This window comes from Microbacterium sp. Kw_RZR3 (genome assembly GCF_029222405.1).
Lineage (GTDB): Bacteria > Actinomycetota > Actinomycetes > Actinomycetales > Microbacteriaceae > Microbacterium.
The window spans coordinates 20824-38546 of sequence record NZ_JARHXC010000079.1 but is presented as its reverse complement, the minus strand read 5'-3'; the positions used below and the strand labels follow the sequence as shown (position 1 = coordinate 38546).

At 68.3% G+C, this 17723-nt stretch carries 12 protein-coding genes and 1 pseudogene; 9 read left to right on the top strand and 4 right to left on the bottom strand.

Annotation, left to right across the window (positions count from 1 at the left end):
• A partial coding sequence (locus P2P98_RS04385; RefSeq protein ID WP_275797575.1) for a hypothetical protein occupies positions 1–944 on the top strand: 944 nt, incomplete at its 5' end.
• A gap of 202 nt (positions 945–1146) precedes the next feature.
• Here P2P98_RS04385 and P2P98_RS04380 read toward each other — a convergent pair.
• The 3 genes and pseudogenes from P2P98_RS04380 to P2P98_RS04370 form a co-directional block, all read right to left on the bottom strand.
• Positions 1147–2452 (bottom strand): annotated as a pseudogene (locus tag P2P98_RS04380) (ISL3 family transposase).
• A gap of 483 nt (positions 2453–2935) precedes the next feature.
• The gene (locus P2P98_RS04375) at positions 2936–3844 is read right to left on the bottom strand and encodes a hypothetical protein (RefSeq protein ID WP_275797573.1); all 909 of its coding nucleotides are present in this window, start codon (positions 3842–3844) and stop codon (positions 2936–2938) included.
• Positions 3841–5049 (bottom strand): AAA family ATPase, encoded by a 1209-nt coding sequence (locus tag P2P98_RS04370; RefSeq protein ID WP_275797571.1) that lies wholly within the window; start codon positions 5047–5049, stop codon positions 3841–3843. Before P2P98_RS04370 ends, P2P98_RS04375 begins: the two co-directional genes overlap by 4 nt.
• 582 nt (positions 5050–5631) lie before the next feature.
• On the opposite strand from P2P98_RS04370, the gene P2P98_RS04365 reads away from it, so the two are divergent.
• The 6 genes from P2P98_RS04365 (at position 5632) to P2P98_RS04340 (ending at position 14297) form a co-directional block, all read left to right on the top strand.
• Positions 5632–7029 carry an MFS transporter gene (locus tag P2P98_RS04365; protein WP_275797569.1) on the top strand — a complete coding sequence of 466 codons (1398 nt, stop codon included), beginning with the start codon at positions 5632–5634 and terminating at the stop codon, positions 7027–7029.
• Positions 7030–7033: 4 nt separating this feature from the next.
• The gene (locus P2P98_RS04360; protein ID WP_275797568.1) at positions 7034–9172 is read left to right on the top strand and encodes a molybdopterin oxidoreductase family protein; all 2139 of its coding nucleotides are present in this window, start codon (positions 7034–7036) and stop codon (positions 9170–9172) included.
• Positions 9165–10730, top strand: coding sequence for an FAD-dependent oxidoreductase (locus P2P98_RS04355; RefSeq protein ID WP_275797566.1), 1566 nt, complete (start codon positions 9165–9167; stop codon positions 10728–10730). Before P2P98_RS04360 ends, P2P98_RS04355 begins: the two co-directional genes overlap by 8 nt.
• Before the next feature lie 294 nt (positions 10731–11024).
• Positions 11025–11657 carry a LysE family translocator gene (locus P2P98_RS04350; protein WP_275797564.1) on the top strand — a complete coding sequence of 211 codons (633 nt, stop codon included), beginning with the start codon at positions 11025–11027 and terminating at the stop codon, positions 11655–11657.
• 134 nt (positions 11658–11791) lie between these two features.
• Positions 11792–13603: a S8 family serine peptidase gene (locus tag P2P98_RS04345; protein ID WP_275797562.1), complete on the top strand. Its 1812-nt coding sequence runs from the start codon at positions 11792–11794 to the stop codon at positions 13601–13603.
• A gap of 25 nt (positions 13604–13628) precedes the next feature.
• Positions 13629–14297 (top strand): TetR/AcrR family transcriptional regulator, encoded by a 669-nt coding sequence (locus P2P98_RS04340; RefSeq protein ID WP_275797560.1) that lies wholly within the window; start codon positions 13629–13631, stop codon positions 14295–14297.
• 132 nt (positions 14298–14429) lie between these two features.
• Here the strand turns inward: P2P98_RS04340 and P2P98_RS04335 are convergent, their stop codons facing one another.
• On the bottom strand, positions 14430–14972 hold the full coding sequence (locus P2P98_RS04335) for a YbaK/EbsC family protein (RefSeq protein ID WP_275797558.1): 543 nt from the start codon (positions 14970–14972) through the stop codon (positions 14430–14432).
• Between the two features lie 218 nt (positions 14973–15190).
• On the opposite strand from P2P98_RS04335, the gene P2P98_RS04330 reads away from it, so the two are divergent.
• Positions 15191–16450, top strand: coding sequence for an acyl-CoA dehydrogenase family protein (locus P2P98_RS04330; protein WP_275797556.1), 1260 nt, complete (start codon positions 15191–15193; stop codon positions 16448–16450).
• Between the two features lie 91 nt (positions 16451–16541).
• Positions 16542–17720: an AI-2E family transporter gene (locus P2P98_RS04325; RefSeq protein WP_275797554.1), complete on the top strand. Its 1179-nt coding sequence runs from the start codon at positions 16542–16544 to the stop codon at positions 17718–17720.
• Positions 17721–17723 lie beyond the last annotated feature (3 nt).

Below are 17723 nucleotides of genomic sequence, written 5' to 3'. Positions count from 1 at the left end.
TCAAACAGATGAACACTCTGTTTGAGCAATTGCTGGAGGCTCAGCGCAAGAGCATCGAGGCACTGAAGGCAGAGCATGAGTCGTTGCGAAGCGAAGTGGCACAGTATGAGAGCCAGGTCGAGACAAAGCGTGATCAGGTCGAGGAGAACCTTGCTGAAGCGCGGACGCAGCTAGTCGCCTTAGAGTCCACAATCGAAGCCCAGAGGGCCGTCGTCAATGGGGCCGTCGAGGATGCCGAAGCCGCAGTTGCCCGGCTCACCGAGAGGAACGATGCCGCCTACGAGAAGTGGAAGAAGGCGAGAGAGTCGTCCTTCAAGGAAGAATTCGATCCGCTTAGGGATGGAATCACCGAGCGGCTCGCTTCGGCTAAGGCGGAGTACGAGGAGCTGATTGGCGCAAAGGAGAAATACACGAAGCTCGTCAGCGCCATCGCCGCAGATGAGGTCGCCGCTCAGTTCGAGACAGAGGCTGGTTGGGGCAGGAAGCTGGGCAACCGCTACTACCTCTTGGGGTTCGCCCTCCTGGTTTTGGCGGCAGTCCCCCTCATCTGGCTGATCTTCGAGGGTTCGAAGACCTCAGGCGGAGACGTGAATTGGACGACCATCATCACGCGACTCGGTATCGGCGTTCTTGCTGGCTCGGCGGCAACGGTCGCGATCAGGCTGGGAAGCCGACTCATCAATAACGCGAATGCGATCAAGCGGATGGAGCTTGAACTCCGCGCAATAGGACCCTTCCTGGCGAATGTTTCTGAGAAGCCCAAGGTGGATGACGCTTTCATCGGGCTCGTCGGTAAGGCGTTCGGAAACACATATGCCGATACCAAGTCGACTAGCGGGAACGAGCCGAGCGACGACCAGGTGTCAGTGACGACCGCGGCACAAGTGATCGAATTGCTCGATAAGGCGCGGAAGATCATGCCGCCCGGTCAAGCATCGCCGTAGCGCGCGGTTCTGCGATGATGAGCAGATGGAGATGGCCGAGGCGGAAGAGCGCCGCGTTCGCGACTATGTGAACTCGCAATCCCCTGAGGAAGACCGGGCTGGGCTGGTTCAGAAGGTTGGGTCACAGCGCATCCTTGGGCGGGAGCGCGACCTCTACGATGTCCACTGCTTCAAGTCGCGATGGTGGGTCATAACTGGCTCTTCACGATTGAGGGTGTTGTGCGGGTCTGAATCCTCCGGCTTCGAGCAGGGATCTGGCGATGTAGTGGGTGAGGTTGCGGAAGCCGAGGGCGGAGCCGCGGAGGTGTTCGAGGCGGCCGTTGATCGCCTCTGTGGGCCCGTTCGATGTGCCGGGGCGGTCGAAGAACGCCAGGACGTGGGGCCCGCTGTTTCAGCGTGCGCCCGAGGCGTCGGATCTCGACGAGCGCGGTGGGGACTTTGCTGCTGACGGCGTCGATCACTGCGCGCATCATCTCCTTGGCCTTGTTCTTGTCGGGTTCCCGGTAGGCCGCGACGACGCGCTGGTAGATGCCCCAGGTCGCTTCGACCTCGACGTGCTCCTCGATGGCGAACACCGCGTCGAGTCGTGCGGTCTGCTTCTCGGTGAGGAAGCCCGCGCCGGTGTGAAGGGTGCGTCGGACACCGTAGAGCGGGTCACCGGCGTGGCCCCGGTGCCCGAGAGTGGCCTGCTGGACGCGCTGACGGGTCCGGTCCAGGGCGTCACCGGCGAGGCGGACGACATGGAAGGGGTCCATGACGGGGACCGCGTCGGGGAGTTCCTCGGCTGCGGCGGTCTTGAACCCGCTGAACCCATCCATCGCGACGACCTCGATTCTCTTCGACCAGTCCGCGGGCCGGGCGGCGAGCCACTGCTTGAACACCTGCTTCGAACGGCCCTCGACCATGTCCAGCAGTCGTGCCGGGCCGATCTTCTCGCGCGCCGGGGTGAGGTCGATGATCACGGTCACGTACTTGTCGCCGAACCTGGTGTGCCGCCAGACGTGCTCGTCGACACCGATCGTGGTGACCCCGTCGAACTTGGCCGGGTCGTCTATGAGTCGACGTCGACCTTCGGCGAGGACTGCATCGTTCGCGGCGCTCCAGGACACCCCGAGGCCTGCGGCGACGCGGGTGACGGTGAGGTGGTCGATGACGATGCCCCGCAGCGCCCACTCCAGGCCCCCGCGGGAGATCTTCGCCCGCGGCGCCGCCGCCCCGCTCATGTCCTGCCGCCACGTCCGCTTGCAGTGACCACACCGATACCTGCGAACGCGCACCAGCAGCGTCGTCGGCCGGTGCCCGAACGGTTCGTGCGCCAGGCGCCGCGTCACCGTGTCACGCGGCACCGCCTCCGCCCCGCACTTCCGACACCACGGATCCGCCTCCGCCAGGCGACACTCAAGCACCGCCTTATCGGATTCGATCAGCTGCCCGACGGCTTCGAGTCCGAGCTCGTCAAGTCGGCAGAACGTGGTCAGGTCAGGGGTCGCGAACGTAGGGTGGAGCACGTCGAGGTCTTTCGGCGATGGGCAGTGTGAGAACTTCCATCATCCGGGAGACCTCGACCCCCACCCGGCCACCGACGCACTCACCCAACTACACCCTCAATCGTGAAGAACCGGATTCGAGGCCGCCATGCAGCGCTGGATCGGGTGAACTGTCGACGAGATCGTGCGGGACATGGCTTCACCTGCCTTCGGAGCGGTTGGTGAGATGAAGCTACTGGATGCCGAGCGGGTGGGCGATCTGGGGCGCAACGAGCGGGCCGATGCCGTGTATGAGGTCGGTAAGCAGAAGCGGCGAAGTCCGATGGTCAATTTTCCGTCAGCTGAGGCGCCCGTTCGTTCGACGACGTTCTCTAGTGTCAGGGTGCGCCGACGCGACGCGCGCTTGCGCCAAACGACCGCTCCACGTTGTCAGATGGCGGCCGCGTGGGCCTTACGTTGCGCCCGCACCTTGCTCTCATCTACCTACGGACCCTCGACGTTCGCTCAGTTGGACGCCACAAGCGAGGCGAAGCGGCTTTCGTAATGCTGTGCCCACGAGCCGGTGTACTGCAGTCCCATCAGCGCAGTGTCGATGACCGCGTCAGCCTGCACATTCACTCGGACGACTTCGTCTTTCAGATGGTGCTTAACCAGTGCATGGATATACCTCGATAACCAACGGCCCTTCAGAAGGCGCTCCTGGTGGCGGGCTACATGGCTTGATGCCTGCGCGACTCCCGCTGCGTACTTCCGCGGCGCGACCGTCTGGATCGCCGACTCTACCCTCGCCACCTGAGCGGCGTCGACAGCCTCGAACGTGGGGACGTTGACCATAGACGGCTGAGCCCACGGCGCGCAATTTCCGGCATCGCACACGAGAGCAGTGAGACCCAGGCGAAGCCAGTCTTCCCACAGCTTGGCGAGGCCAATCGCAGGGTCTGGCACAACCTTGCGAATCTTCCCGGAGAGGCTGGAATCAATACCGTAGGCGGCGCGAACGGCTGGCCAGATCTCGACGTTCAGGAGGATGTCGGCCTCCACGTCGGTGCTGTGCGTGTACATGACGTTCGGAGACGAGTTCATATTGCCTAGGTAGTCGTCTCGATCGCGGTCGACCATAAACACGACGCGCGCTTTTCCTGACTTGCTCGACTGCGTGAGGTCATTCGAAGCTTGGAGGTGGTCGTGTAACGCGAGTGCATGAGCTTTACCGCCCGCGGCTTTCCCGTTGACTTCGATGTGCTCGGCTAAACGGATGACTACATTTCGATCCTTCGTGGAAGGCAGGTTTTCGAGGAGGCGCTCATAATGCGCGCGGTCGTGGTCGCGGCCCTCGACGACCACCCAGAAGCCGTCACCGCTAATCTGCACGAGCCGCGCAAAGCCGTTCGCGCTCCACTTTGGCTTGCTCAAAGCTCGAAGACGCAGTCGTCGGGCACCTCAGCCATGATCTCCGGCGAGTGGGTTGCCAGCAGGAGCTGACAATCTTCATTCACGCGCTGCATGGAGTCCACCAGCTCACGCTGCCAAACAACGTGGAGCGAGAGCTCCGGCTCATCGATCATCACCGTCTCGCCAGACGCCCCGAGCGTTTCCAGGAGGATCTGAAGAAGCTGCTTCTCCCCGGAGGAAAGCGACTTCAGAGGAATGGATTTGTCCTTGACCCGGATACCGATTGGAGGCGATCCAGCCGTGCGAGGGGTGCGCGGGGACGACAGTACAAGGTGCTTGTTACCCGCGTACATCGAGTCGATGATGCGCTGAAATTCTCGCTGCGGCGAAAGCACTTCGTCCGTCTCCCGTCGAACCTCCTGAATTTCGGACACGACCTGGCGATGCGTGGGCGACTCATCGAACTTCTCGACAAACGCGCCCTTCGGCATGACGAGAGGGAGATTCTGCTCGCGGAGAAACGACTGAACGAGGCTGTAGGCCTCCTCCGGCGCCACGTCCCCACCCTTGCTCAGGCTCGCCTGTGGGCCACGGAAGCCACCAAACAGAATGGCTAGCACCGTGGCCAGGCCCTGCTGCTGGATGTCGCGGATGCGGCTGGTGCTCTTGATCGCGTAGTCGCGCCAGCGGTCGCGCACCTGCTCAACGAAAATGTCGTCGGTCGAGTACCGACCGTTCATGCCCGCGTAGTCGTAGGAGGGCCCTCCGCGACGACGGCTGTCTGTCACGCGTGTGATGGGCAGGTAGGAGTGATTGAACTTTCCCTGCACGACGCGCGCTGAAAAGTCCGCGGTGTCCCAGATTGTCTCCCAGTCGGTGGGCCGTTCTGTCTCGATCTCCCACGGCGAATCGACGCTGAGATCGGTGCTCATGAACATTTCGCCCGTGTCGTCTTCGGGCTCGTCCTGCTCTTGAGTCTTAGAGAACCGGCGCACGACTCGACCCTCTTCACGTCCGACGCGGAACACGACCTCCGCTTCGTCGAAGGGAAGTTCCTCCAGCCCGTTCGCGTCGTTGTTCATCGCCGCGTGCAGAATCTTGAGGAGCGTGGTCTTACCCGCTCCATTGAGCCCCCAGAATACGTTTACGTGCCGGTTGAGTTTCCGCGTCACGGTCTCCGGGCGCCCGGCTAGTCCCGCCACCGAGAACTGCTCGATCCACGCCATGTTGTATCCCCCTTGCAACTCTCCGAACCTAGCGCGGAGCCCTGACGCCGACAAACGCCAATGGGTGGGAACGACGGCCCCCGAGATCCAATGTCGGCAACTTTCGCGCTGAACGTCGCCGTCGGAGCCAGACGATGTGCACACTGCCAGAACGGCTCATTCAAGGAGTAGATGGCTATCAGCAAGTGCAGGCAGACAGACAATTGAGTAGCTCCGCTTGTGGGTCGCTGGCGCCGAACGCACATCAATCGCTGCGAGCTGGCGGGCACTGTCCCCAGACCGCGTAGGCGCTGACTAGTGCTCCGCGACTGCTCCCAGTGTTTCGACGCTCCGATAATCGGTCATGTGTCAGCCAGTGGTGTCAGCCAGTGGTGCCAACCCCGCCGCCTTCTATTGGCCCGCCCTCCCCCGTGTAACGCCCACGTAAACTCCCCCTCTCCCACCCTGCCCGGCGGGGTGAGCCAACCGTTACCTCCCCGCCCCTCCCGACGCCCTCCCGGGTAACGCCCCCTCCCTACGCTGACGGCACGCCCAGCCCATGCGGGGCGCTGCACCTCCCCACATCGCCCACCGGAGGACCCCGTGACCGTCACCGACCCGCGCCCCGAAGCCGCAACGGCGCAGCCCGCCGCAACGACCGCGCCAGAAACAGCAGCCCTGAGCCACCGCCCCGGCCGCTGGATCGACAACTGGAACCCCGAGAACGCCACGCAGTGGGCCAAAGAAGGCAAGGCCATCGCCTCTCGCAACCTGCGGTGGTCGATCTTCGCCGAGTTCCTCGGCTTCGTCGTCTGGCAGCTGTGGTCGGTCGTCGTCGTGTCGCTGCCGGCGGCGGGCTTCCAGCTCTCGACGGGTGAGATCTTCTGGCTCATCTCCATGCCGAGCCTCGTCGGCGCGACGCTGCGCATCCCCTACACGTTCATGGTTCCCCGCTTCGGTGGCCGCAACTGGACGATCGTCTCGGCTGGCCTTCTGCTCATCCCGAGCATCGGCCTCGCCATCGCCGTGTCGAACCCGCAGACGCCCTTCGGCCTCTTGCTCCTCATCGCCGCATTCGCCGGCTTCGGCGGCGGCAACTTCGCCAGCTCCATGGCGAACATCACGTTCTTCTACCCGGCCGCGCAGAAGGGGTACGCCCTCGGACTCAACGCCGCCGGCGGCAACCTCGGCGCCTCGGTCGCGCAGTTCGTCGTCCCCATCGTCATCACGGTCGGCGCCGCGGCGACCCTCAACCTCCCGCTCGCGGGCCTCATCTGGGTGCCGCTGATCCTCGTCGCGATGGTCGGCGCCTACCTCCGCATGGACAACCTCTCCGCCGCGAAGGCCGACATCACGGCATCCCTCGCCGCTCTCAAAGAGCCGCACATGTGGGTGCTGTCGCTGCTATACATCGGTACCTTCGGCTCGTTCATCGGCTTCGCGGGCGTCTTCCCGAAGCTGCTCGCCGACACGTTCCCCGACTTCAAGGGCATCGCGATCGGCACTGCCACCGTCACCCTCGCGTTCCTGGGCGCGCTCGTCGGCTCGCTCGCCCGCCCCTACGGCGGCAAGCTCGCCGACCGCTTCGGCGGCACGGTCATCACGATCGGCGCCTTCACGGTGATGGGACTCGGCATCCTGAGTGTGATCCTCACCCTGCCGATGCAGAACTTCGCGATCTTCCTGCTGTGCTTCCTCGTGCTGTTCGCGGCGGCGGGCATCGGCAACGGCTCGACGTACCGCATGATCCCGACGATCTTCGCCCTCAAGGCCAACGGCGGAATCGGCGCGCAGCGCAAGGCGGCCGCGGCCCTCGGCCTCATCTCGGCGATCGGCGCGTACGGCGGCTTCTTCATCCCGCAGCTGCTCGGCTTCTCGAAGACGACGTTCGGCTCGTACACCCCCGCCCTCGGCTGGTTCGCCCTCGCGTACGTCGCGTTCCTCGCCCTCACCGCGGGCGTCTACCTGCGGATGTCGAAGAAGACCGGAACGCGGATCTGACCCCATGAGCTCCGCCGACACCCACTGCCCCTACTGCGCACTGCAGTGCGCCATGACCGTCAGCCACGCGGGCCACACGACGGTCACCGGCCGCGACTTCCCCACCAACCGGGGAGGGCTCTGCGCCAAGGGCTGGACGTCGGCGGAGCTCCTGGCATCCCCCCACAGACTCCGGATGCCATTGATGCGGCAATCCGACGGGACCCTCGCCGAGACCACCTGGGAGGAGGCACTGGATGCCGTGGCCGCGGCGTTCCGCTCGACGCGCGACATCCACGGGCCCGACGCCAACGCGATCTTCGGCGGCGGCGGACTCACCAACGAGAAGGCGTACCAGCTCGGCAAGTTCGCCCGCGTCGCGCTCGGCACCTCGCGCATCGACTACAACGGCCGGTTCTGCATGTCGTCCGCGGCCGCGGCATCCAATCGGGCCTTCGGGATGGACCGCGGCCTGCCCTTCCCCGTCACCGACCTCGACGACGCCCAGACGATCCTGCTGCTCGGCTCGAACGTCGCCGCGACCATGCCGCCGTTCCTCGCGCACCTCGCCGGAGCGCGCGCCGCGGGCGGACTCATCGTCGTCGACCCGCGCCGGTCGGCCACCGCGCGTCTCACCGACGACGGCGCGGGCACCCACCTGCAGCCCGCTCCCGGCACTGACCTGCCGTTGCTGCTCGGCCTCACTCACATCGCCATCGCCGAGGGCCTGCTCGACCGCACGTATATAGAAGAGCGCACGAGCGGGTTCGACGCGGTGCGGCGCTCGGTCGCGGCATGGTGGCCCGAGCGCACCTCATCCACCACTGGGGTCCCCGTGGCGCACCTCCGCGAAACCGCGCGACGCCTCGCCGCGGGACGCGCCTACATCCTCACCGGACGCGGCGTCGAACAACACGTCGACGGCACCGCCACCGCGACCGCGGCGATCAACCTCGCTCTCGTGCTCGGCCTCGTCGGCCGCGAAGGTTCGGGCTACGGCACCCTCACCGGGCAGGGCAACGGCCAGGGCGGACGCGAGCACGGCCAGAAGGCCGACCAACTGCCCGGGTACCGCTCCATCCGCGACCCCGAAGCCCGCCGGCACGTCGCCGGGGTGTGGGGCGTCGATCCGGATGAGATCCCGGATGCCGGCATCCCGGCCACCGCCCTGCTCGGCGAACTCGGTGGGCCGGTGAAGACGCTGCTCGTCGCGGGGTCGAACGTCGTCGTCTCGGCCCCCGACGTCGAGGCCGTGCGTGCCGGGCTGAAAGCCCTCGACACCCTCGTCGTCTGCGACTTCTTCCTCAGCGAGACGGCGGAGCTCGCCGACATCGTGCTCCCCGTGCTGCAGTGGGCCGAGGAAGAGGGCACGATGACCTCCCTCGAGGGTCGGGTGATTCGCCGTCGCCAAGCGCTGCCGGGACCCGAGGGTGCCGGCAGCGAGCTATGGATCATGGCCGAGATCGCGCGGCGGCTGGACGCGGCATCCACCTGGTCGACGGTTCCGTCGGAGGTGTTCGAAGAGCTCGCCCGTGCGTCCGAGGGCGGCATCGCCGACTACTCCGGCCTCTCGCACGCGCTGCTCGACACGGGCATTGAGGCGTACTGGCCCTACCGCTCGGAGGGCACCCCGCGTCCGTTCACCGAGCGCTTCGCCCACGCCGACGGCCGTGCGCGTCTCGTGCCGGTGGATGCCACTCCCCCGGCGCCCATCGACCGCGGCGGCGAGCTGACCCTCGTCACCGGCCGCTACCTGCAGCAGTACCAGTCGGGCACGCAGACCCGTCGCGTCGCCGAGCTGAACGGTGCCCGCCCCGAGGCGCGGCTCGAGATCCATCCGGCCACGGCGTCGCGGCTCGGCATCCGGGAAGATGCGCTCGTCGCCGTCTCGAACGAGCGCGGCACGGTGCGGGCGCGCGCGACGGTGACGACCGACATCCGTCACGACACCGTCTTCTTACCGTTCCACTACGCCGGCGACGAGTGCGCGAACCGCCTGACCGAGGCGATCGTCGACCCGACATCGGCCATGCCGGAGTTCAAGCGCACGCGGGTGCGGGTGGCTCCGGATGCCGCTGTCCCCGTGCCGGCGTCCGAGCACGGGCCCATGGTGGTGTCGGAGCATCCGGGCGCTGTTCGCACCGAGGAGGGAACCCATGTCTGAGCGTGTGGTGCTGGTGGGCTACGGCCCCGTCGGGGCGCGGCTGATCGACGGGCTGCTGCCCGCGGTGCGCGAGGGACGCATCGACCTCACGGTCGTCGGCGCCGAGCCGCACGACGTCTACAACCGCGTCCTGCTCGCTGAGTACGCGGTCGGCCGCACCGAACGAGCCGGCCTCGACATGGACGATCGGCGCGTCGCCGAAGAAGCCGGCGTGCGGTTCCACCTCGCGACGACGGTGGTGGGCGTCGACCGCCACCGCCGTTCGGTGCGCCTGCACGACGGCATCCGTCTCGACTACGACCGGCTCGTGCTCGCGACCGGTGCCCGCGCGAACGTCCCGACGCTCGCCGGTATGGAACGCGCGCGGCGCGACCGGGCTTCCGTTTCAGCCTCCCCCGCAGAACTCGACTTCGGCGGGGCTCCCCTCCCCCGCGGCGTCGTCGCGCTACGCGACCTCGCCGACGCGGAACACGTGCGCGCGTCCGTCTCAGCCGGGCAGCGGATCGTCGTGCTCGGCGCGGGAGTGCTCGGCATGGAGCTCGCCCTCGCGGCGGCCGAGGCGGGGGCGGACGTCGTCGTGGCCTACCACTCCGCAGCTCCCATGAACCGCACGCTCGATGAGAACGGCGGACGCGTCCTGGCCGCCGCGGCCACCGCCGTCGGCGTCGAGATGGCGCACCACGCGCGCGCGGAGAGCATCCTCCTCCGATACGACGACCACGGGCACGCGTGGTTCGACGGCCTCGTCTGCGCCGACGGCAAGGTGCTCGCGGGAGACCTGCTCGTGCTGTCGTGCGGGGTCGCGGCGCGAACGGAAGTGGCATCCCTCGCCGGCCTCGCCACCTCGGCCGGCATCCTCGTCGACGCCTCCTCGCGCTCGTGGACCGACCCGGACATCTTCGCCATCGGCGACTGCGCGCACGTCGCCGATCCCGCGGACGCCGACGCCCACGGCCGCGTCCCGGGCGGCCCGAGCGGACTCGTCGGGCCGGGCTGGCGTCAGGCCGATCGGCTCGCGGCGCTGCTCTCGACGGGCGCCTCGGGGCCGGCATCCGTCGAACGCCCCGGTGTCGTCATGCTCAAGGCCGAGGGGATCGACGTGGTGGCCGGGGGCGCGGTCGACGCCGACCCGTTCTCGCACGCTCCCGGATGCCACGGCCCCCAGGTCACCCTCTGGGCCGACCCCGCGCGGGGCGCCTACGTGAAGCTCGTCACCGTCGAGGGCGTGCTCACCGGCTTCGTCGCGGTCGGGATGCCACGCACCGGCGCCGAACTGACCCTGTTGTTCGAGCGCGGCTCGGAGCTCCCGGCCGACCGCTCGTCGCTGCTCCGGCTCGACGCCCCCGACGCCGGAATGGCCGTCGTCGCCGACCCCTTCGCCGCGGATGCCACCGTGTGCTGGTGCAACGGCGTGAGCGCCGGGGCCATCCGCGAGGCGATCGCGGCCGGGGAGCCGACGGTCGCGTGCGTGAAGGCCGCGACCCGCGCGGGGACCGGCTGCGGCGGGTGCGTGGGGCGCGTCAGCGAGCTGCTGGCGCGGGAGGCCGTGCCGGCGTAGAGCGGTCCCGGCGTGACTTGCCGCACTTTGCCGCTCAGGCGCTCCGAAGCGACGAACAGCGGCAAACGAAGCATCCCGTTCCCGCGCGATGCCGCGTCATTTGCCGCACCTTGCCGCCCCAGCACCCCGAAGCGACGAATAGCGGCAAACGAAGCGTCCGCGCGCCGGCCCGACCCCGCGTGACTTGCCGCATTTCGCCGCCCAAGCACCCCCGAAGCGACGAACACCGGCAAACAACGCCCCGACGCACCACAACGGAACGTCCCCGAAACGCGACAGCAGTACGCTGCACGCATGCCTCCGATCGAGAACATGCTGGCCTTCGTGGCGGCATCCGTCGTCATCATCGTCATTCCGGGGCCCAGGGTGCTGTTCGTCATCGGGCGTTCCATCGCCCTCGGCCGCCGTGCGGGTGTCCTGAGCGTCGTCGGCAACGCCCTCGGCACGGTTCCCGCGGTGCTCGCCGTCGCGTTCGGTGTCGGCGCGATCGTCGCCTCCTCCATCGTGGCGTTCACGGTGCTGAAGATCGTCGGGGCGATCTACCTCGTGTGGCTCGGCATCCAGGCGATCCGTCACCGCCACGCTGCGGTCACCGGCGCCACCCGCGGCCCCACCTCCTCGTGGACACTGCTGCGCCAGGGCTTTGTCGTCGGCCTGACTAATCCCAAGACGATCGCCTTCTTCGTCGCCGTGCTGCCGCAGTTCGTCGCGCCGCACGCCGATGCCGTGTGGTTGCAGTTGCTCATCCTCGGGCTGATGTTCCAGCTGATGGCCCTGACGTGCGACAGCGTGTGGGCTCTCGCCGCGGGCACGGCGCGCACCTGGTTCGCGCGGTCGCCGAAGCGCATCTCGACACTGTCGGGCACGGGCGGCGTCATGATGATCAGTCTCGGCGGGGCTCTCGCGTTCACGGGCGCGAAGAGCTGAACGAGTCCGCGGTCTCGAGCTCGCGAGAAACCTGTGCGTTAGCTGAGTGCAGACCATAGGATGAGGCTCGTCGGCTCCTCGAGCCACCGCCGAGCCACCCGGCCGACGGCGTCGTCGACCAGGAGTCCCCCGCCTTGCGTACGTCCGTCGGTTTCGCCCTCGCTCTTATCCTCATCGCCGGTGGGGTCGCCCCCGCGGCTCTCGCCGCCACGCCCGCTGCTCCGGAATCCTGCCGCACCATCCCCGTCGACGCCGACGCGCCCCTGCGCGCCGACATTGCGCGAGAGACGTTCGGCGTCGACGGCACGGGCGTGAAGGTCGGCGTCATCTCCGACTCCTTCGGCCGCACCTCGGCTCCCGGCGCGACCGTCGCCGACGACATCGCGAACGGACTCCTCCCCGGCCCGGGGAACCCCTGCGGACACGAGACCCCCGTCCACGTCGTGCGTGAAGCCGCCGAGGGCACGGACGAAGGTCGCGCGATGGTCCAGCTCGTGCACGGCATCGCGCCGGGTGCCGAACTCGCTTTCGCCTCCGTCGACGAGGGGCACGCGGCATCCGTCATCGAGGCGATCGAGATGCTCGTGGCCGACGGGGCGGACATCATCGTCGACGACGTCGAACCCAAGAACGAGCCCGTCTTCCAGCGCTCCCCCGTCGGCGAGGCGATCGCGCGGGCGAACGAAGCGGGCGTGGCGTACTTCTCGGCCGCCGGAAACTCGACGGCGCTCGCTCGGGATCCCCGCCCGGGTCAAGAAACATCCCCCATCAACGGCTGGGAAACCCCCGCCTACCGCCCGATTGCCTGCCCCGACGACATCGTGACGGGCGCCGAGGCACAGGGCTGGGACACCCCCGTCGACTGCCTCGACGTCGATCCCGGCGAGGGCACGGATGCCACCCTCGGCTACACCGTCGGCGCGGGTGACAGCACCCCCGTCGACGTGCAGTGGGGAGAGCCGCTCGGCCGAGTCAGCGGCCTGCTGGTCCCGATCGTGACGGTCGACGGCGAGATCCTCGCGACTCCCGCGACCCGGATGCTCGACGGCACTCCCGGCTTCACCGTCACGCTCCCCGCGTCCGCGACCCCGACGGAGGTCGAGATCTCGGTCGCGCGCATCGTGATTCCGGATGCCGACACCTCCCTGCCCCTCCCACCCATCTCGGTCATCTTCGGCCAGGGCGCCACCCTTCGGTCGGCCGAATATTGGCGCTCGGCGGGCGACGACATCATCGGGCGGACCAACACCGGGCACAACGGCGACCCCGCGGCTCTCTCCATCGGCGCGTCCCCGGTAGACGATCCCACCGAGGTGGAGTACTTCTCGAGCTACGGCCCCGTCGTCTGGGCGTTCGGATCGGCCACCGCCGACCCGCCGTCGGCGATCCTCGAGCCGCGGCCCGTGGTGAGCCGACCCGACGTGATGTCGGTCGACCGCGCGCGCAACTCGGTCCTGGGAATGCCCACCGACGATCCGGCGGTGAAGACGTTCGTCGGAACCTCGGCGGCCGCTCCCAACGCCGCCGGCGTCGCCGCGCTGGTGCTGTCGAAGACGCCGGACCTCGGCCAGGAGGGCCTGCGCGCCCTCCTCACCTCGACGGCCACGCCGATGGACGCACCGAACGACTTCGTCTCCGTCGAGAACTCGGTCGGCGCGGGACTCATCAACGCGGAAGCGGCTCTCGCGGCGCTTCCCCCCGCGCCGACCCCGAGCCCGAGCCCCACCCCGACTCCGAGGCCCACCCCGACCCCTACTGCCTCCCCAACGAACTCCCCGTCGCCGTCGGCATCCGCGACGACGCCCGTCGCCGCCGGTCCGTCGCGCCTCGCCAACAGCGGAATGGATGCCTCGGCATTACTGCCGCTCGCCATCGGGGCGATCGTGCTCCTCATCGTGGGAGCCGTGGTGGTCATCGTCGTGCGCGTGCGGTCGCGGCGACGCTGAGACCCCGCGCCGTTAGGCTTCGAGGGTGAGTGACGCCGCTGCCCCCTCGAGCCGCACGGCCGTGGTGGCCGCGGCCATCGACCTGTTCGCCGAGCGCGGGTACGACCAGACCTCGGTCGAGCAGATCGCGCAGGCCGCGGGGGTGTCGCGCTCGACGTTCTTCCGGCAGTTCGGCGGCAAAGAAGACGTCGTCTTCGCTGATCACGAAGTTCTGCTCGCCGAGACACGGGCGTACCTCGCCCAGCCGCATGACGACCCGTGGGCGGCGGTGTGCGAAGCGTCGGTGCGGGTGTTCCGGCACTTCGCGGCCGACCCCGAGCTCGCGCGGCGCCGCTACGCGATCGTGCGTCAGGTTCCGGGACTGCGCGACCGCGAGATCATCACGGTGTTCCGCTACGAGCGCCTCTTCGACGAGTACCTGCGCGAAGCGCTCCCCGGGCTCGACTCCCTGGATGCCGTCGGCTTCGCGGCCCTGGTCACCGCGGTGCACAACCACGTGCTGCGCCGGCTCATGCGGGGCGCTCGGGTGCCGGCATCCGTTCTCCGTCGCGCTCTCGACGACGTGCTCCGCCGCTACGGGGTGCACCCCGCCGGCGACGACGCGGCCGGCGACGACCTCATCGTCGCGGCCTTCCCCCGCCGCATGCCCGCGGCCGAGGTGACGCGGCGCCTCCGCGCCTCGCTCGGCGAGTAGCGCGCTCGTTCCCTCGGCGTTGAGTGTCCAAAACACGCCGTAAGGGACGCGTATGTTGCGGCGTGTCCTGGACACTCAACTCCGCACGCGCCGGAGGAACCCCGCCACGGCACGGGCGGCAGGGCCGCGATGTCAGGCGACGGGCTTCGCGAGGTCCTCGATCACCTCGGCGCCGGGGAGGGATGCCAAGACCTCACCGGGGAGGAACAACTTTGCGCCGCGGATCCCGGCACCGACGATCGCCCGCGGCAGCGCCGCCACGCGCGCGTCGAGCAGCAGGCGCCACTCGGAAGGGATGCCGAGCGACGTGATGCCGCCGTACTCCATGCCGGTCTGCGCGACGGCGTCGTCCATCGGGGCGAATGTCGCCTTGCGCGCGTCGAGCAGGCGCCGCACCGCGCCGTTGACGTCGAGGCGGGTCGTCGCCAGGGCGAGACAGGCCGCCGTCGAGGTGACGCCGCCGCGCGTCCCCTGCACGACCAGGCAGTTCGCCGAGATGTCCAGGCTCTGACCGTAGGCCTCGCAGAACGCGGCGGTGTCGGCCAGCGCCGGGTCGATGGCCGCCACGTCGATGCGCGAGGCGGTCGCGGAATCCAGCGCCGCGATCGCGACGGCGACGGGCGCGGCCAGCAGATCAGGATGCTCTGTCGCAGGGAGGAAGGTCAGCGCGCTCACCCTCGCGACCCTACCCGGAACGCCCTCTCTTCCCCGCGTGATGCCGCCCTCGCCGCACTCCGAGGCATGTGAATGTCCGAAACACCCGGAGCCGGGCGCGAGGGCGTCCGGGTGTTCTGGACGTTCAGGCGCATCCCGCCCGCGGGGGAGGATTCCGCGACACACGGCACGGGATCATGGCGTGACACTCAGTACCAACATGAGCGATACTGGGAACCATGACCATCGATGCCGATGCCCGTACGCTGCCCGGCGAGCGCGTCTCGCACTACGATCTGCTCGGCCGCCGCGACACCGACTACTACGGCGTGTTCGCCGACGTCCCCGACGCCGACCGCGCGATCTGGGATCGCGCCAAAGCCTTCTGCGACGAGGTCGGCACCCGCATGCAGGGCGAGTGGGATGCCGCGACCTACCCCGTCGAGCTTCTCCGGCGCATGGGCGAACTCGAGCTGTTCACCGACGGCATCGAGCACCCCGACCTGCCGGACTCCTCGCCCCTCGCCGCCGGCCTGGTGAACATGGAGGTGTCACGCCACGACGGCTCGCTCGCCACGGCCCTCGCGGTGCAGGGCGGTTTAGCGCTCCGCACCCTCGCCCTCTTCGGGTCCCCCGAGCAGCAGGAACGCTGGCTGAAGCCCCTCGCCGACGGCACGGTGCTCGGCGCGTTCGCGCTGACCGAGCCCGACCACGGCTCCGACTCGGTCTCGCTCGAGACCACCGCAACCCGCGTCCCTTCGACAGGCTCAGGGACCGGTGGGTGGTCGCTCAGCGGCACGAAGAAGTGGATCGGAAACGGCGCGTCCGGCGGCATCACGTTCGTCTGGGCCCGCGTCGACGCCGAGGGTGACGAAGATCACGGCAAGGTGCGCTGCTTCCTCGTGGAGCAGGACACCCCGGGATACACGGGCACCGTCATCACCGGCAAGGTGTCGCTCCGTGGCATCCATCAGGCCCACATCGCCATGGACGACGTGCGCCTGGCTCCGGATGCCGTCCTCCCCGGCACTCACACCTTCAAGGACGCGTCGACCGTGCTGTTCGCCACACGGTCAGGGGTCGCGTGGTCGGCCCTGGGTCACGCGACAGCGTGCTACGAGATCGCACGAACGTATGCCACCGAACGCATGCAGTTCGGGAAGCCCCTCGCGAAGTTCCAGATGGTGCAGGAACGCCTCACGCAGATGCTCGACGAACTCACCGCGATGCAGCTGTACTGCCGCCGCCTCGCCGACCTCGAAGCCTCGGGCGGCCTGCGCCCTACGCAGGCATCGCTCGCGAAGTACCACAACACGCGAGCCGCCCGCCGCGTGGCGGCGATCGCTCGCGACCTGCTCGGCGGCAATGGCATCCTGCTCGAGAACGGGGTCATGCAGCACATGGCCGATATCGAGGCCATCCACACGTACGAGGGCACCGAGAGCGTCCAGGCGCTCCTCCTCGGTCGCGACATCACCGGGATGAGCGCGTTCGTCTGACCCCGGATGCCGGGCGCCCGGCGCCTAATCCGCGATCGCGACCCGCGCAAGCCGCGCGGGCCATGTCGGTGGCTCCCGCTAACGTCGTCGCATGGGCCTGTTCTCTCGTCATCCCGCGCCTCGCGACGCCATCGCCTCCGCTGCGGCAGCGGTCGAGCCGCCGCCGAAGAGCCTGTGGGCCGACGGCTTCGGACGCCTCGCCGTGCGGGCGGTGCAGATCATCGTCGTGGCAATCCTCGTGGCGGGGCTGATCTGGGGCATCCAGCAGGTGACGCTCGTCATCATCCCCCTGATCCTTGCCCTCATCTTCGCCTCCGCGTTCGGGCCCGTGACGATGTGGATGCGCAAGAAAGGCGTGCCCTCGGTCCTCGCGACGCTGCTGACCCTCCTCGCCGTCGTCGTCGTCCTCACCGCGCTCGGCTGGCTCGTCGTCAACGCGGTCATCAACCAGTGGGATTACCTGTCGTCGCAGGCGACGAAGGGTTTCGAGCAGGCTCAGGACTGGTACCACACCCTGCCGTTCGCGGTCTCGCCCGACCAGGTCAACCAGGTCGTTCAGGGCATCCAAGACTTCGTCACGAGCTCGCAGTTCGGTACGGGCGCCCTGGCCGGTGTGAGCGCGATCGCGTCGTTCGTCACCGGTTTCGTGCTGATGGTCGTCATCCTGTTCTTCTTCCTGAAGGACGGTCCGCGCATGTGGGAGTTCGTCCTGCGGCCGTTCCACGGTAGCCACTACGACCGCGCGCGCCGTATCGGCGACAAGACCGTCACGGTTCTCGGCTCTTACGTCCGCGGCACGGCCTCCGTCGCCGCCGTCGACGCGATCGGCATCTACATCGGTCTACTGATCCTCCAGGTGCCCCTCGCCCTGCCGCTCGCGGTCCTCGTGTTCCTCCTGGCGTTCATCCCGATCGTCGGTGCGGTGACCGCGGGCATTCTCGCGGCGCTCGTCGCGCTCGTCACCAACGGGCCGATCGTCGCCCTCATCGTCGTCGGTGTCGTCGTGCTCGTGAACCAGCTCGAGGGCAACTTCCTCCAGCCCGTCCTCATGGGGCGCACGATGAAGCTGCACTCCTTCGTCGTGCTGGTCGTGCTCGCCGGTGGAACCGCGATCGGCGGCATCCTGGGCACCCTTCTCGCGGTGCCGCTCACCGCCGTCGCGTGGGGCATCATCACCGTCTGGAACGGCCCCGACGAACCTGCCGAGTGGGCGCGCCGCAAGAAGCGCCGGAACCCGGTCCCCCTGGCCGGTGACGAGAGCTCGGACTGACAC

Bases quoted from the DNA above. Each gene is read 5' to 3' on its own strand.
- P2P98_RS04370 (WP_275797571.1), bottom strand. From the start codon at position 5,049: ATGGCGTGGATCGAGCAGTTCTCGGTGGCGGGACTAGCCGGGCGCCCG.
- P2P98_RS04355 (WP_275797566.1), top strand. From the start codon at position 9,165: ATGTCTGAGCGTGTGGTGCTGGTGGGCTACGGCCCCGTCGGGGCGCGG.
- P2P98_RS04360 (WP_275797568.1), top strand. From the start codon at position 7,034: ATGAGCTCCGCCGACACCCACTGCCCCTACTGCGCACTGCAGTGCGCC.
- P2P98_RS04330 (WP_275797556.1), top strand. From the start codon at position 15,191: ATGACCATCGATGCCGATGCCCGTACGCTGCCCGGCGAGCGCGTCTCG.
- P2P98_RS04325 (WP_275797554.1), top strand. From the start codon at position 16,542: ATGGGCCTGTTCTCTCGTCATCCCGCGCCTCGCGACGCCATCGCCTCC.
- P2P98_RS04350 (WP_275797564.1), top strand. From the start codon at position 11,025: ATGCCTCCGATCGAGAACATGCTGGCCTTCGTGGCGGCATCCGTCGTC.